Raw genomic sequence first — 13,140 nt, forward strand, 5'->3', positions numbered from 1 at the left:
AGACGACCAGCCATGTTCCGCACCATGCTCAAGTCGAAGATCCACCGGGCCACGGTGACCCAGGCGGACCTGCACTACGTCGGTTCGCTCACCCTCGACCCGCTGCTGATGGAAGCCGCTGACCTGCTCCCGAACGAGCTGGTCCACATCGTCGACATCAACAACGGCTCCCGCCTGGAGACCTATGTCATCGAGGGGGAGCGGGGCTCCGGCACCGTGAAGATCAACGGAGCCGCCGCTCGTCTCGTCCACGAGGGCGACCTCGTCATCGTCATCGGGTACGGCCTGGTGGCGGAGGAGCGGGCCCGCGAGGTGAAGCCGCGGGTGGTGTTCGTCGACGAGCACAACCGCATCCTCGAAGAGGGCGACGATCCCGGGTGGCCGGAGCGGCTTTGAGCCCGCTGCACGACGCCCGGTGCCCGCCCCCGTCCGGGGCGGGCACCGGGCGTCGGTGTCACCGCCTGGGCGGTACCTTCCGGAGCCAGCCGTCCGGTGCCGGCGAGCGGCCCGTCTGGACACCGGTCAGCGCGTTGTGCAGGGCGAGCGTCACCGGGCCGGCCCCGCCGTCGCCGATCCGCCACTCGGCGTCGCCGTGCCGTACCGAACCCACCGGCGTGACCGCCGCCGCCGTACCCGAGGCGAAGGTCTCGGTGATGGTCCCCGCGGCGCACTCCGCCCGCCACTGGTCCACCGCAACGCGCTCCTCTCGTGTCTCGTACCCGAGCCGTGTCGCGAGGTGGAGCAGGGAATCGCGGGTGACCCCCGGCAGCAGCGTGCCGCCGAGCGGCGGCGTCACCACCTGGGCGCCGGCGCCGCGGCCCCGTACGAAGAAGAGGTTCATCCCGCCCAGCTCCTCCACCCAGCGCCGTTCCGCCGCGTCCAGCCAGACCACCTGCCGGCAGCCCGCGCGGGCCGCCTCCTCCTGGGCGAGATAGGTGGGGGCGTAGTTGCCCGCGAACTTCACGGCCCCCGTGCCGCCCGGCGCCGCCCGGTGGTGCCGCGTACTGACCCATACGGGCACCGGTTCGGGGCCGTCGGCGAAGAAGCCGCCGGTGACGAAAGCGATGAGCAGGAACGCGTACTCGCGCGCGGGCCGCAGCCCCAGGTGCGCCTCGCTGGCGTAGAGCAGCGGGCGGAGATACAGGCTGAGTGCGGGGGCGTTCGGCCCGACGTGCTGCAGCTCGTCCTGGTCGGCGGCCACCAGGAGGTCGACGGCGTCGAGGAACAGGCGCTCCGGCAGCGGAGGAATGGCCAGCCGGCGGGCCGACTCGGCGAGCCGTGCGGCATGGCGGTCGGGGCGGAAGACGCTCACCGTTCCGTCGGTCCGGCGATGGGCCTTGAGCCCTTCGAAGACGACCTGCCCGTAGTGCAGCCCGACCATGGCGGGCGACATGGGAAGAGGACCGTGCGGCTGCAGTACCAGCGGGGACCACCCGCCGTCGGCGGTCCAGGACGCCGTCACCATGTGCGCGGTGAAGGACGCGCCGAACTCTGGGCTCTTCGGAGCCTGCGCCGCGACCGTGGTACGGGCCGTGCGATCAGTCACGATGTCGGTCATGATGGACACTCCCGAACCCCTCAGACCAGCGGGGCGTAGAAGAAGGTCTGCCGCTTCGCGAAGGTGCCCGACTCGGTCAGCGTGAAGAAGTCGGCGAATTCGAGGGAGGCTTCCCGCCCGTCCCGCAGGATCCCGTGGAACTCGCCGCGCACCGCCACATCCAGGTCCGCAGCGATCAGGGAGCCGATGGTGTGCCGACCGCTTTCTATAATCCGTTCGTCGCGGTAAAAGCGTTCCAGTTCGACGTGCCCGGTCAGCTTCTCATAGCCCGGACGGAGATATTCCGCTGTGGGCTCGAAGAGCTGGATCACACCGGATATGTCGCCGTCGTCGACGAGCTGGTAGTACCGGCGGACGGTATTGGCTGGCGCAATTCCCTGCGGCCTCTGTGCAGTGCTCGAAATCTGAGGCATGAACCCTGTGCCTTCCCCCTGCGTCGAGTGGCGGGACCGGAAGCCCGCCGCGGGTTTCCCGGGACACACTGCAAGAAGTCGTGTGCCGTTGTCGAAGGACAGGGGGAAATTCCTTACTAAAGTAAGGGTCGATTGCTCTCCTTGGTGCACTGCGCCGCACGGTCCCAGCCTCGTACCTTCTTCAGTGACGAAGGACGCCGAAGAGGCCGGGAGCCAAGAATGATCACCCTGCAGGGGCTGACCAAGCGATACGGTGACGTATCCGCGGTGGATGGCCTTTCCCTGACGATTCCTGCGGGGCGCGTCACCGGTTTCCTCGGCCCCAACGGCGCGGGCAAGTCCACCACCATGCGCATGATCACGGGGTTGGACCGCCCTTCCGCCGGTGCTGCGCTCGTCCATGGCCGGCCGTACGCCGAACTCCGCCACCCGTTGCGGGAGATCGGTGCCCTGCTCGACGCCAAGGCGCTGCACCCCGGACGTAGCGCCCGTGCGCACCTGAAGGCACTTGCGCGCAGCAACGGCATCCCCGTACACCGGGTCGACGAGGTCCTCGATGTGGTGGGACTGACCTCGGTCGCGGGGCGCCGGGCGGGGGCCTTCTCGCTGGGGATGGGCCAGCGCCTCGGAATCGCCGGCGCGCTGCTCGGAGACCCCGCCATCGTCATGTTCGACGAACCGGTCAACGGACTCGACCCAGACGGGGTGCGGTGGATCCGAGGACTAATGCAGCAGCTTGCCGCCGAAGGGCGCACGGTCTTCGTCTCGAGCCATCTCATGAGCGAGATGCAGCTCACTGCCGACCGGCTGGTCGTCATTGGCAAGGGACGGCTCATCGCCGAGACAACGGTCCAGGAACTCATCGAGCGCAGCTCTCTCAACGCCGTGCGCGCCCGCGGGCCGGAGACCGCAGCCCTTCAGAGGCTGCAGGCTCGGCTGACGGAACAGCGGGTTCCGGTCCGCTGGGAAGGCACCCACGAGCTGCACATCACCGGCCTGGCGGTCGAGGCGGTCGCCGATCTCGCCTACGAGATGGACGTCAGGTTGCACGAAGTGCGCTCCGTCGAAGCCTCGTTGGAACAGGCCTATATGGAACTCACCGCCGACACTGTCGAATACGGGGCCCCCGCCGTGCAGGCCACGCGAACCACCTACGGAGAATGACACTGCTCATGAACACAGCCCTTGTGCAACTCGCCGAGGCCGGACCCCACTACGGCGTCGGTGTGTACCGGGACATCACCGAGTGGGCCGCAGGTTCGCCGGCGTGGCTACAGAAACTCGGCGAAGTCGGCACTGAAGCCGGCATCCTCGTTTTCGTGGCCCTGTTCGTTCTACAGTGGTGGCGCGCCAGAAGACGGGAGGACCGCTCCATGGCCCTGGCCCTGCTCGGCCCGGTCGCGGTCGCGGTCGCGGTCGCGGTCGCCGCAACCTACATGCTGAGTGAAGGCATCAAGAGCTGGCTGCATGAGGAACGTCCCTGCCGGGCCATTCCCCACGTCACCACGATCGCCGAATGCCCCGAACCGGGCGACTGGGCCTTCCCCAGCAACCACTCGGTCATCGCCGCCGCCTCCGCCGCCGCGCTCGTCATCAGCTGGCGTCTGATCGGCATGCTCGCCCTGCCGCTCGCCGCCCTCGTCGCGCTGTCCCGCGTCTACGTCGGTGTGCACTACCTGCACGATGTCGCGGCGGGTGCCCTGCTCGGCGTGGTCGTGACCCCGGTGATCATGCTCGCCCTGATGATCCCAGGCACCTGGGCCGTCAACAGACTGCGACAGACCCCGCTAGCCTCCGTCCTGGGCACCGCTCCGCAGACGTACGCCGGAGCACGTGCGCAGTACGCTCACGCCTCGCCGAACAGGAACCAGGGATGACGGCCGCGCCGCACGCCGCTCCGGTCCGGGCGTCCCACCGGGCGCGCGGCGCTTCCGGAGGCCTGACCGGCGCCATGGCGGCGGAGTGGACCAAGCTGTGGTCGGTCAGGTCCACCTGGTGGAGCCTGCTCGCCACGGCCGGGCTGATGCTTCTGGCCGCGCCGATCATCGGCTCGACGATGGTGAACAACAGGCGGGGCGGCCCGCTCGTCTCCGCCACGGAGGTCACCATCTCGACCGTGTACATCGCGCAGTTCGGCCTGATCGCGCTGGCCATGCTGGCGATCACCGCCGAGTACACCTCGGGCAGCATCCGCACCACGCTGCAGGCGGTGCCGCGCCGCGGTACCCTGCTGCTCGCCAAGACCCTCGTCGTCGGTGCCGTGTGCCTCGTCGCGGGAACTGCCACCGGCCTCCTCGGCATTGCGGCCGCCTCCCTGATGCTCGGCGACCTGACGACCGTGGACAGCGGCGAGGCGGTGGCCACGGCCTTGCGCATCGGCGTCCACCTCGCGCTGATCAGCGCCCTCACCGTCGGCGTCGCCGTGGCGGTACGCAGTGCCGCGGGCACCCTCACCATCGTCTTCGTAGGGCTGACCATGGTCTCGCTCATCCTGTCCGCCACCGACATGGCGCCGCTGGAGTACGTGGCGGACCGGCTGCCGGACGCGGCCGGCACGCATTTCATGAACGCCGACGGCACCCCGTACGGACCGATGACCGCCCTGCTCTTCGTCGTGGGCTGGGCCGTGCTCGTCCAGGCGGTCGGCTATCTGGTGCTGCGCAAGCGCGATGCGTGAGCGGCACCCCTCGTACGCGTTCCGGTACCGCCGGAATGCGCGGGCGTTGCATGCCGGGAACCCCCGCTCGGCGTGCAACGCCCTTTTGCGCCCCGGGCCGGCTGGCGCTGGCCGGATGCCCGCTTGCACGACCTTCGTCAGTACCCCCGCCCGGGGGCGCTGGCTACTCTGGCCTGTGTGACCTTCAAGACCGCTGACATGGCCCGGATCGTGGGGTGGATTCAACCCTCGGAACGCCATCAATGGCCCCGCCACTGGCCGCTCTTCGCGGTGGGCGCGTGGGTGGCACTCAACGCCCCGGCTCTGCTGATCGTCCCGGAAACCCGAGCGGAGGACTACCGGCCGTGGCAGACAGCGGCCGGCGCCGTCGCCATCGCCGTCGCCGTGGCGCTGTACCGCGCGCTTCCCGCGGTCTCGTGCGCCGTCTGCCTGGCGTTGTGGTGGGCCTCCGGGACCCTGCACAACGATGTCGGCGCCATCCTGGTCTCGCCCTATGTGCCGGCGGTGTTCGTCACGAGCTTCGCGGTGGGTCGGCAGTCGGTGAACCCTCCGACGGTGCTGGGCCTGCTGGGCCTAGTGGTGGTCGGTGGTTCGGCCGCTTCGGTCCTCGGCGGGCTCACCACCCCTATGTGGTTCGTGCTGCTGACTGCGTTGATCTTCGTCTGCTTGCTGCCCTGGCTCATGGGCAGGTACGCAATGCAGCGGCGCGAACTGCAGCACGCGGGCTGGCAGCACGCCCGTCAACTGGAGGCACAGCAGCGTATCAGCGTGGAGCAGGCCAGGCTGCGGGAACGGGCCCGCATTGCCGAGGACATGCACGACTCGCTCGGCCACGAACTAAGCCTGATTGCGTTGCGCGCCGGTGCGCTGCAGGTCGCCCCAGGAGTGGAAGAGCGCTTCCGTCGATCGGCGGGGGAACTGCGCGCCAATGTCGCAGATGTCATGGACCGTCTGCGGGACATCATCGGTGTGCTGCGCGAAGACGATGCTCCACTCCCGATGGACCCTTCACACGCCGACATAGGCCTGCTCATCGACCGAGCGCGCACGTCCGGCGTACTCGTAGAACTGAAGCGCACGGGCGACTTCGGTGAGCTGCCGAGTATGGCGGACAAGGCCCTGTATCGCGTGGTGCAGGAATCGCTGACCAATGCGATGAAACATGCCCCAAAGGCAGAGGTCTCGGTCCATCTCGCCTACACGCCGGCCGACGTCACGGTGATCGTACGCAACTGCCCGCCGACGGAGCCGCCGGGTGACCGACCGCAAGGAGGCCGTGGCCTGGTCGGGTTGGAGGAGCGGACACGGTTAGCCGGCGGTGAGTTCCGCGCCGGGCCGTTGCCCGACGGCGGCTTCGAGGTGACCGCCCGCCTGCCGCGGACCTCCGCTGCGATCCGATCGGCGGGCAGCCCCTGGCACGCGGACCCGAAGACGGACACCCCGCGGGACGACCTGGCGCGTGCGACGACTCGTCTCCGCCGACGCTTCCTCACCGTAGTGTCCGTCCCCATCGCGTTGTCCGCCTGTCTCGTTGCGACCATGCTCGGGTACTACGCCTATCTGTCGGCTTCCTCCACGCTCGCCCCTGTACGCTACGATCGACTCGTGGTCGGCGAGACCGAGGCAAGGGTCAAGGCTCTGCTCCCTGACAACGAGATGAGTGACCCACCGTCCGAGTACCTTCCCGTGCCACCGGGAGCCACCTGCCGCTACTACCGGGCAAGCGAGGCCCTGTTCGTGCGGGTCGACGTGTACCGCCTGTGCTTCGCCGAAGGCCGACTGATGGACAAGCGTGTGATTTCCGCTAAATCCAGGGCGCCTGTGGACCACGACCGGTAGCTCCGCGAACATGGGGAACAAGCCGCCAGTTCCGAACCACCAGAACTCACCACGAGTTCACGACAGAAACGGTGACTGCCATTACCGTCCGACTTCTTCTAGCAGACGACGAGACTATGATCCGTGCCGGCGTGCGAGCGATTCTGGCCGCAGACTCGGAGATCGACGTAATCGCCGAAGCGGAGAACGGGTCCGAAGCTGTTGCTCTCGCCCTGCAGCACCGCCCGGACGTCGTACTGATGGACATCCGGATGCCGGTGATGGACGGTCTCGTCGCCACGGCAGAGATCAAGCGGCAAGCACCAGATGTCTCGGTGCTGATCCTGACGACCTTCTCCGAACACGAATACGTGGCCCAGGCTCTCGGAGATGGAGCCAGCGGCTTCATGCTCAAATCCGGTGACCCGTGCGAACTGCTAAGTGGAGTGCACGCAGCAGCCAGGGGAGCCGCTTACCTCTCTGCCAAGGTCGCGACCCGCATCATCGCTGAGCTAAACCGCGGCTCTTCCGGACAGCGCATGGAGAGGCGTGCGGCCTCACGTGAGCGCGTTGAGGGCCTGACGGAACGGGAACGGCAGGTGCTTGCCTTCGTCGGCAGAGGGATGTCCAATGCCGAAATCGCGAAGCGTCTGTACGTAGTGGAGGGGACCGTGAAGAGCTATGTGAGCTCCATCCTAACCGAGCTGGGCGTACGTAATCGCGTTCAGGCGGCCATCATTGCGTATGAAACCGGCCTCGTGGATGAGGGCCAGTGAATCGTCCCTGTTGGCACCGTAACGCTTCACAATGGCTTCACCCCCGTGAAGGGTGTCTCTATTGCCGTACGGCGACTGACCAGGGGCTTTGGGATCGTTTGAGTATGGGCATGATCAGTAGTTGTGGGCCTGCGACTGCTCTACCTGATCTTCTGCCGCTTACTGAGCTGCTTCCTCCAGCTGTGCCGGTCGCTTGCCGCGAACAACGTCGAGATCCTGGCGCTGCTTCATGAGGTCGCCGTCCTGCGGCGAGAGGTCGAGCGGCCGCGATTGTCGTGGGCCGATCGTGCCGTGCTCTCCGCCCTCGCCAGGCTGTGCCGTTCAGAAATCTGTCGCTGCAGGTCAGGCCGCGTGTCTGTACTCGTTGATCAGGCCGCCGAGGACGCGAGTCTGGAGCAGTCGTCGCGGAGTGCTCGAGTCGGTCAATGGTGCGGTCCGGCTGTCGGTAAGGGGCGGACGTTGCTCTCGAGCCTGATGGGGGCGATGGCCGTTGTAGTGCCGGGCGTAGACATCGAGGACGTGGCGAGCGTGGGTCTCGTTCCAGATCAGCACGTGATCGAGGAGTTCACGCCGCAGTGTCCCGATGACTCTCTCGCAGTGCGCGTTCATCCACGGGGCCCGCGGGGCGATCCTGACGGTTTCGATGCCCTCAGCTTCGAAGACCGCGTCGAAGGATTCTGTGTACTTGCTGTCCCGGTCGCGGATCAAGAAGCGCAACGACTCGAGGCGCACGTCCACCTCAAGAGCAAGGTTGCGGGCCTGCTGGGCCGTCCACTGCGCAGTCGGATGAGCGGTGACGCCGGCGATGTGGAGGCGGCGCGTGCCATGCTCAAGGAAGACCAGCGCGTAGACCCGGCGAAGGCTTGCCAGGTCGATGTGCAGGAAGTCGCAGGCGATGATGGCCTCGGCCTGGGATGTCAGGAACTCGCGCCATGTCGGCCCGCCGCGGCGGGGAGCCGGATCGAAACCAGCTGCCGTCAAGATCTTCCAGACGGTGGAGGCGCCGATCCTGTGGCCCAGCCGGGCGAGTTCCCCCTGGATCCTGCGGCATCCCCAGCGCGGGTTCTCCCGCGCCAGCCGCAGCACCAACTCCTTCACAACTTCCACTGTCGCCGGCCGGCCCGGCCTGGTCCGGCACTCGCTGTAGTCCCACCTGCGTGCAACGAGACGCCGATGCCAACGGAGCAACGTCCCTGGCGTAACAGGGAACACTTGCGCCCAGCGACGCCGGGGTATCAGCGAGGACAATGCCGCGAACCACAACCGGTCCGCCCACTGATACCGCACCGGACTCGCAAGTTGCCTGCGCAGCACCGCGTTCTCGTGCTGGAGCACGAGCAATTCAGCATCTCTGGACGTCCGCCGACGCAGCAACACCGCAGGAACCGAGAGCAGCTTCCGTGTGACCTGATACACCAGTGACACGATCACCTGGACATGGTCCCAGCACGCGCGCTGATCCCGCCAGACCGCCTACGACCTGCAACGACGCATTCCTGAACGGCACAGGCTATGGTGCCGACGGTTTGATTACTGCGTCGTGATGCTCAGGGTCCAGGGGACCATAGGGCCGATCTCCGGTGAGGCAGCGGCAGTGATGACGAAAGGCGTGTTGGAAATGGGAGCGTCGACGATCTGGCTGAGGAGTGCACCAGCTCGATGGGATGGCGGTTCCTTGGACAGCACGATCTGCGGTGCGCGAGATCGGCTGGAGGTGTGGTTTTGGTTGGCTTGGACGAGCGCGGAGTGCAAGGAACGATGTTGGTGAATCTTGGCCGTGATGTTTTGGTCCCGCGCTGGCAGGTCGACTTGGACGAGGTGGAGATGGAGTTCGTCGGCAAAGGGGCTGTGGGCGAGATCACGGGCGAGGTTATGAATTGTGGAACTGCTATGGCCCGCGGGGGATTGGAGGTAGATAAGCCGCATGGCTTCCAGGTTGACCAGCATGCTGCCGCCCTGCGGGGCGTGGCCGAAGGGCACCAGCGCGGGGTAAGGGGAGGGAACCCCTGCTGCTTCGGTGGCTGTGAGCAAGGCGGTGGTCCGGCCTGGGCACTGCCACAAGGCAGATTCGGTGCCCTGAAATGGGGCGATCGGGGCAGCGGAGGCGGCTAGGCGGAGTTCCATGTCTCCGGCCGTGGTGATGAGGGCGGTCACGAGGTCCGGGAGAGGGGTGCCAGCGCGGATGGCGTTGTGGGCCAAGGTCCGCAGGGCCTGATCGAAGCGCCGCAAGGTAGAGATGTTGTGAGGCTCTCCGATGATGCTGTGGAATTCCTCGGGCCCGGTTTCGGCTGACGAGTTGGCCTCAGCCGGTGCCGGGAGCTCCGGAGGTGGCGGAGCCTCCGGAGTGAGTTGGATGCGCTCTACGGCGGCGTCCAATTGCTGGATCTCGGTGGTCAGGCTCCTGGTCTGGGATTGGGCGGTGAGCATGGAACGGATGCCGTTGAGCCAGACCAGGGCGTCGTTTTGGGTCAACGCCTCGGCGGTGCTGATGGCATCGGGCAGCAGCGTCTGGGGAGCTCTCAGGAAGGCTCGTGCTGTGGACGCGACCAGCGTGTGTTGCGTGGCGCTGGCGCGGGCGAGGATGGTCAACCCGTGTCGACGCTGTTCGGGTGAGAGTTTGTCGTTGGGCAGGAGGTGGGCCACCAGTTCGTGGTCCGATTCCTCGTCGGCCTGAGCGATGAGTTCGGCGGCCAGAGTGTCCGGGCTCATCGCACCCCATCGCACGCCGCCGGTCGACGGGTACAGGTCCGCCAGCATTCGTTCGATCCGGGTGCGGGTGTCAGGGGCCAGGGGCTGCGGTTCATCGATGTCGCGGTTGTGAGCCTCGAAGGCAGCCGCGACGGCAGCCAGGGCTTCCCTGCGGCTGGTCGCCCCGACGATTCGTTGAGACGCCACCAGCTGTCGTAGTAGTTCTGGACGTGATTTGAATGTAGCTTCCAGGCCCGCCGCGCGGACGCTGCGGCTCCAGTAGCGATGCTCATGCCCGATCAGCACATCGACGGGTCGGCCCGCCTGAGGGTATTGCCTGTCGTTGTCTGCCAGGACGGCTGCCAGTGCTGTCATGTGTGCCGACACGATGTCGTGCGCAGTGGTCTCTTGCCTTTCGATGGTTTTTCGGGGACGGGCCGCGGTGACGGCGGGGTCGTCATCCGCAGCGGTGGGTACACCGTGTCGCAGGACGTCGATTCGTGAGCGGAAGGCATCCGCGGCGTCCTGAATGGCCTGGTCCGGAAGGAGATTGTGCCAGGCGGCGGTTGGGCTGAGGTGCACAGTGACGCCGTCACCCATCACCTCGGTGTGCTGACGCTCCACGCTTAAGGAGGTCCACCAGCCGCGGATGGAGCGGGCCAGTAGCAGCACCCGTACCCGTTCGGTGTGCCGTGCGTTACCCAGCGCGTCGAGGACCTGCTCGACCTGGCCGATGCGGGTTTCGGCATAGTCGATCGCCAGTAGCAGCGGACGGGTGTTAGCGGTGAGCATTCGGTAGGGGCTGCTGGGCTCGTGGGCTCTGGAATCTACGAGGAAGCCGGTTGTCCAGCTTTGGGTTCCCCGGTGCGCCAGGCGGCGCATGAGTTCTGCGGCTAGCCGGGTCTTGCCGACTCCGCCCGGTCCCGTCACCACGGCGACATCTGCTGGCTGGCCGCTGACGCACCAGGCGAGCAGCTGGTCGATCTCGTAGTGCATGCCTGAAAAGGGGACGACCTCGGCTCGCGGAGACAGCAGATATGAGGGAGATAGCCGCGGGCGGGGCGGGTGCTCGAACAACAGGCCCTGGTCGGCCGATTCCAACCAGGGAGCCGCGCCGACGGCAGCGGTCACCGCTTGGACGAAGCCGTCGCTGGCCAGCAGTCGACGTGCCGGAGTCGCCCACAGCACCCGCGCGCCCCAACCGTCCGGTACAGCATTCACGATGCCGATTAAGAGGTCATGGCAGAACAATCCGGCTCCGGACAGGCCGCTCCACCCTGAAGCCTCCTGGGCCGTAGCGTTGGTCACGTCTAGTTCGTACTTCGCGGCTCGCAGCCCGCTGATCGCACTGACCTGCCCGATCACCTCGCGGCAATCTCGCAGGTCGCCCCTTTTCATAGCTCGTGGGAAGCCCACCGCCCGACACTCCGGCCGGTCCGTCGGGGCTTCACATGTCAGTTCCCCCCAACGCAAGGGTTCCAACTGGCGCCCCAGCAGATCGGGCTCGCCGCGTAGCAGCACGACATCCAGCTCCCGGCCGCCGTCCCATACCACAGCCACCGGCACTGCCCGCCCGCCGCCGTGGCGCAGTAATCGCACCAGCACCTGGCAGCCCTCGGGCAGTGTCCCGGACGAGTCGGCCACGACGTGACGCGCCGTAATCACCAATCCAGGGGCGATGACACTGCCGGATCCGAATCGGCCGTTATCGGGACGCAGCACCTCCGCCGCACGCGCCGACACCGAAGCCACTTGGCTGCCCTCCCGCTACGACGGTAGCTCGGTGCTCGTCGGGCCGAAGCCAGACTGGTAATCGTTGATCAGCGTGTCCTCGCCTCCGTGGACCAGCAGGCTCACTGTCAGCCGATGGGCGCGGCTCGCCGACCGCTCTCCTTTCGTATCGGCGGACACGACGAATGCCTTCACTCCGCCGGCAGCTGACCCGCTGTGCCGAATCTCGATCCCAAAGTCCAATGTGATCTCCTTGACGGAGAACCGGATCGGTAGCCCGTCTCCGGCCTGCTGCGCAGCGGCGAGGCCGACCCGCACGGCTCTAATCGCATCAGAGAGTTCGGTTCCCTCGTCCATGGCCATTGCCTCCCGCACTTCATCCCGAGTCAGCTACTGGTTGGATCATCTCTTCGCCTTGATCCGGCTGGGCGGGGCGGTCGTCGATGAGGATCACCAACCGGCCGGTGATACCAGGCCCTTCCTCATCTATCCCTGTGAGGGGGTTGTGGTGCCGGGGAGACACTCTGTCGATCGCATCTGCAATGCGCTGGTAGAACGTCCCGGCCAATGCCCAGTTGCCGCTGTCCCTACCGCGTTCGCCCTCCCTCGCGGTGTACAGGGCAGTGAGGATGGCGATGAGGCTGCGGCCAGACACCGTCACCCGCACCTGACCGGTCGCGTCGGCCGCCACCTCGCCAGGAACTCTGAAGTGCTCACTGCGTGCGGACTGCTCCACGATGAACGCCCACGTGTCGCGGTGACAGACCAGATCCACGGCACTGACGCCTGCGGCCCGCACCAGCCTTTCCTCGTGTGCGAACTCGTCTTCAGCCGGGGCTTGAGTCGCTGAGTTCGCCTCGACGTCCGCGACGCTTCCGGGACCGGACAGGGGCCGCTCAAAGCTCGGCCGTCGCGTCGGTGCGATGCCGCGCTCAGCCGCTTCCCGACGCGTGGCCGCCACCTCCAGGCGCAGCGCTTCCACCTCTCGGCGGGATTCCGCAATGTCGCTGTGCGCCTCACCCAGAGCACGACGCAAATCCCTTAAGTCGGCCGAAAGTGACTCTAGTCGTTGATTGATGATGTTCGCCGTGTCACGCCGTAGCTGATCCGTAACCTTGCGGTTCTCGGCCAGCCCCTCGTGTAACGTCCGCACCAATTCCTCAAGCAAGCCTGTGACGGCGGTTCGGAACTCCGGTTCATTCCTCTTCGCGCCTAAACCAAACACAGCCCCCTCCTCCCCTCGGCGGCATCCCTGCCCACTGCATTCCTCCCCGAGCGGCAGCCACGTAACGCGTGGCCTTCGTGCCATGGCCGAAAGTTCCCACTCTCGGAGACTCATCGGCCTTATACGACGGAGGGACGGTTGGTCCTGGTGGCCGGTGTCAGCAACTGGCCGGGACCGGAAGCGAATACCAGCCCGGGTCGGCTGTTCTGCCACACATACGGTCGGGGCGGAGGCTCGTAGCTGGGCTGGAGCCA

The 13,140-nt window shown here is 66.8% G+C and carries 12 protein-coding genes; 6 read left to right on the forward strand and 6 right to left on the reverse strand.

Annotated features, from left to right (window positions below; all coding sequences use genetic code 11):
- Window positions 1–12: 12 nt before the first annotated feature.
- Entirely contained in the window at window positions 13–396 is a 384-nt protein-coding gene (panD, locus tag KHP12_RS39580) for an aspartate 1-decarboxylase (protein WP_086879373.1), read from the forward strand.
- Between the two features lie 58 nt (window positions 397–454).
- Here panD and KHP12_RS39585 read toward each other — a convergent pair whose 3' ends face one another.
- Complete coding sequence (locus KHP12_RS39585; protein WP_086879374.1) at window positions 455–1,558, reverse strand: branched-chain amino acid aminotransferase; 1,104 nt, start codon at window positions 1,556–1,558, stop codon at window positions 455–457.
- Between the two features lie 20 nt (window positions 1,559–1,578).
- A complete protein-coding gene (locus KHP12_RS39590) occupies window positions 1,579–1,971 on the reverse strand; it encodes a nuclear transport factor 2 family protein (protein ID WP_086879375.1) in 393 nt (130 codons plus the stop codon).
- A gap of 219 nt (window positions 1,972–2,190) precedes the next feature.
- Here KHP12_RS39590 and KHP12_RS39595 point away from each other — a divergent pair, with 219 nt between their 5' ends.
- The 5 genes from KHP12_RS39595 to KHP12_RS39615 all read left to right on the forward strand — a co-directional run bounded on the left by KHP12_RS39595 (window position 2,191) and on the right by KHP12_RS39615 (window position 7,242).
- Window positions 2,191–3,135, forward strand: coding sequence for an ABC transporter ATP-binding protein (locus KHP12_RS39595; RefSeq protein ID WP_086879376.1), 945 nt, complete (start codon window positions 2,191–2,193; stop codon window positions 3,133–3,135).
- Between the two features lie 8 nt (window positions 3,136–3,143).
- Window positions 3,144–3,848 (forward strand): phosphatase PAP2 family protein, encoded by a 705-nt coding sequence (locus KHP12_RS39600; protein ID WP_211834256.1) that lies wholly within the window; start codon window positions 3,144–3,146, stop codon window positions 3,846–3,848.
- On the forward strand, window positions 3,845–4,648 hold the full coding sequence (locus KHP12_RS39605; protein ID WP_086879377.1) for an ABC-2 transporter permease: 804 nt from the start codon (window positions 3,845–3,847) through the stop codon (window positions 4,646–4,648). Before KHP12_RS39600 ends, KHP12_RS39605 begins: the two co-directional genes overlap by 4 nt.
- Window positions 4,649–4,825: 177 nt before the next feature.
- Window positions 4,826–6,487: a sensor histidine kinase gene (locus KHP12_RS51625; RefSeq protein WP_143677726.1), complete on the forward strand. Its 1,662-nt coding sequence runs from the start codon at window positions 4,826–4,828 to the stop codon at window positions 6,485–6,487.
- A gap of 116 nt (window positions 6,488–6,603) precedes the next feature.
- A complete protein-coding gene (locus KHP12_RS39615; RefSeq protein ID WP_208652817.1) occupies window positions 6,604–7,242 on the forward strand; it encodes a response regulator in 639 nt (212 codons plus the stop codon).
- Between the two features lie 342 nt (window positions 7,243–7,584).
- Here the strand turns inward: KHP12_RS39615 and KHP12_RS39620 are convergent, their stop codons facing one another.
- The 4 genes from KHP12_RS39620 to KHP12_RS39635 form a co-directional block, all read right to left on the reverse strand.
- Window positions 7,585–8,673: an integrase core domain-containing protein gene (locus KHP12_RS39620; RefSeq protein ID WP_086879379.1), complete on the reverse strand. Its 1,089-nt coding sequence runs from the start codon at window positions 8,671–8,673 to the stop codon at window positions 7,585–7,587.
- Window positions 8,674–8,772: 99 nt separating this feature from the next.
- A complete protein-coding gene (locus tag KHP12_RS39625; protein WP_086879380.1) occupies window positions 8,773–11,682 on the reverse strand; it encodes a S1 family peptidase in 2,910 nt (969 codons plus the stop codon).
- Window positions 11,683–11,697: 15 nt separating this feature from the next.
- The gene (locus KHP12_RS39630) at window positions 11,698–12,018 is read right to left on the reverse strand and encodes a trypco2 family protein (RefSeq protein WP_143677728.1); all 321 of its coding nucleotides are present in this window, start codon (window positions 12,016–12,018) and stop codon (window positions 11,698–11,700) included.
- Between the two features lie 19 nt (window positions 12,019–12,037).
- A complete protein-coding gene (locus tag KHP12_RS39635) occupies window positions 12,038–12,886 on the reverse strand; it encodes a Dor-1 like family protein (RefSeq protein WP_211834257.1) in 849 nt (282 codons plus the stop codon).
- Window positions 12,887–13,140 lie beyond the last annotated feature (254 nt).

It is taken from the genome of Streptomyces asiaticus (assembly GCF_018138715.1).
GTDB classification, from domain to species: domain Bacteria; phylum Actinomycetota; class Actinomycetes; order Streptomycetales; family Streptomycetaceae; genus Streptomyces; species Streptomyces asiaticus.

What these genes read in the sequence shown, in the direction of transcription:
- panD (WP_086879373.1), top strand. Translation starts at nt 13, where the DNA reads ATGTTCCGCACCATGCTCAAGTCGAAGATCCACCGGGCCACGGTGACC.
- KHP12_RS39605 (WP_086879377.1), top strand. Translation starts at nt 3,845, where the DNA reads ATGACGGCCGCGCCGCACGCCGCTCCGGTCCGGGCGTCCCACCGGGCG.
- KHP12_RS39585 (WP_086879374.1), bottom strand. Translation starts at nt 1,558, where the DNA reads ATGACCGACATCGTGACTGATCGCACGGCCCGTACCACGGTCGCGGCG.
- KHP12_RS39630 (WP_143677728.1), bottom strand. Translation starts at nt 12,018, where the DNA reads ATGGACGAGGGAACCGAACTCTCTGATGCGATTAGAGCCGTGCGGGTC.
- KHP12_RS39600 (WP_211834256.1), top strand. Translation starts at nt 3,144, where the DNA reads ATGAACACAGCCCTTGTGCAACTCGCCGAGGCCGGACCCCACTACGGC.
- KHP12_RS39615 (WP_208652817.1), top strand. Translation starts at nt 6,604, where the DNA reads ATGATCCGTGCCGGCGTGCGAGCGATTCTGGCCGCAGACTCGGAGATC.
- KHP12_RS39595 (WP_086879376.1), top strand. Translation starts at nt 2,191, where the DNA reads ATGATCACCCTGCAGGGGCTGACCAAGCGATACGGTGACGTATCCGCG.
- KHP12_RS39590 (WP_086879375.1), bottom strand. Translation starts at nt 1,971, where the DNA reads ATGCCTCAGATTTCGAGCACTGCACAGAGGCCGCAGGGAATTGCGCCA.